Here is a 2,071-nt window from a genome sequence, read left to right on the forward strand (position 1 = left end):
GGTACGACCACTGATCGGGTCACGCCCGGGTTGGTGAAGACACCCGATGGTGTCCGCTTCACCCAGGTTGTGGCGGGGACCAGTCATTCGTTGGCGATTGGTGATGACGGCAACACCTACTCCTGGGGAGGACGAACCGGCGCCGGGACGGCGTGGGTGGACAGCGATACTCCTATCCTTCTTTCCACACCAGCGGGTGTCCGGTTCGTTCAGCTCGCCGCCGGAACTGCCAGCTCTTACGCGGTTGGTGATGATGGGAACGCGTATTCGTGGGGGTGGAATGTGTATGGGCAGTTGGGTGATGGTACGCATTTCAACCGCAGCTCCCCGGTACGGATGCAAGGCCCCCCGGGGGTGGGGTTCACCTTCGTGGCCGCGCACACCACCTTCTCCTTCGCGATCGGTGACGACGGCAACACGTACTCGTGGGGGTACGGAGACAAGGGGCAGCTCGGCACATCCAATATCAGTGCAGGGCGTGTTGAGGTGCCTGCGGGGGTGCGTCTGACACAGGTGACCGCGGGCAACGGGCGGGCTTTGGGGCTTGGTGACGACGGCAACACGTACGCCTGGGGTAGTGGCATGCTCGGGGACGGCACTATTGGGCGCCACGACACCCCGATCCAGGTGCAGCTTCCGGCGGGAGTACGTTTCACGTCACTGAGCGCGGGCGACATCACGACTTTTGCTTTCGGTGATGACGGTCATGTGTACGGGTGGGGGAGCAACTTCTACGGCGAGGTGGGGGATGGGTCAACAGAGATTCGTCGGTTGGTTCCGGTGAGGGTTGCGGTTCCTGAGGGGGTCCGTTTTGTTCAGGTTTCGGGGGGGACGAATAGTTTCGCGACGGCGGTGGGTGATGATGGGAACATTTACACCTGGGGGTGGGCTGATTCGGGTCAGTTGGGAGACGGGTCGACGGTGAGCCGGAATGTTCCGTCGTCGGTGAGCAGCGTGACAGTGTCCTCAGTGGCGTTCGACACGGTTGCCGGCGCAGGGTTGTCGGTGTCGTCGGGTTCCTGGTCGGTGCTGTCCCCACCGCACCCGTCCGGGGCGGTTCCGGTAACAGTGACGGCAACACAGTTCGGCGACGTCTCAACGGTGAACGCGGGCGAGTTTGTTTACGGTGCCGCCCCCGTCGTGACAACGCATCCGGTGTCTGTGACGGTGGTCTCGGATGAGGGTTTCTCGTTGACGGCAGAGGCGTCAGGCGACGAGACACCAACGGTGCAATGGCAGTCCTCCACAGACGGGCGCGCATCATGGGTAGACGTTGCAGGCGCAACCACCACCACACTACGGTCAGGTCCGATCCCGCAGAGCACGCACTACCGGGCAGTGTTCACCAACGGGCTAGGAACCGCAACGACCCAACCAGTGACCGTCACCGTTACCGCAGCCCCCACACCAGTGACCCTCCCCGAACCGGCAGCAACACCAGAACCGGCAACGCAGACAGGCTCGGCGGACCACTTGGCATCCTCCGGAGCAACCATCCCATACCTACTGATCGGCGCCGGAACCCTGATCCTCCTCGCTGGCGCGGCCATCCTCATATGGACACGCCGCCCCAACCGCCGGTAACCGGTAACCGGTAGCTCGTTCGTGTTGGTCTTGAGTTTTGTGAGGGTGTTGTGCGCGGTTTTCGTGGTGCTGTCAGTGTCGTCAGTGCTTTTGTTGTGGGTTCGCTGGTTGTGGCGGGCGTGGTTCCCGCGGCGGCGGCTACGGTTCCGGTGCAGCATGTGCGGGTTGCGGCGCCGCCGATGGGGTTGATGGTGGATCTGAAGCAGTATTCGGATCCTGCCGGGCTGGTGAGCTGGTTGGAGTACATCTGTCAGACACACACGGTGTCGGCGACGGTGGATGTGAATGATCGGCAGGGTGCGATCACGGATCTGGTGATCATGGACCCGGTGGCTGCGAACCCGGCATCGACGCTGCTTTCTCCCACGAGCGCAACTGACTCGCTAACGATGCTGAAGGATCGGGCGACCGGAGTGAGCGTGTCAGCGTTGTCGTTGATGGTGCCGTATTTCCCGGGGGCGAAACAGGGTGGAGCATCGTGTCAATT

At 62.6% G+C, this 2,071-nt stretch carries 2 protein-coding genes; both read left to right on the forward strand.

Features of this window, described 5'->3' with window-relative positions:
* Positions 1 to 1,584: RCC1 domain-containing protein (locus tag ACT53O_RS15125; RefSeq protein ID WP_476153373.1), on the forward strand; the 1,584-nt coding region annotated here is incomplete at its 5' end.
* 50 nt (positions 1,585 to 1,634) lie between these two features.
* Positions 1,635 to 2,071: hypothetical protein (locus ACT53O_RS15130; RefSeq protein WP_476153375.1), on the forward strand; the 437-nt coding region annotated here is incomplete at its 3' end.

The organism is Microbacterium sp. DMC48 (assembly GCF_056313825.1).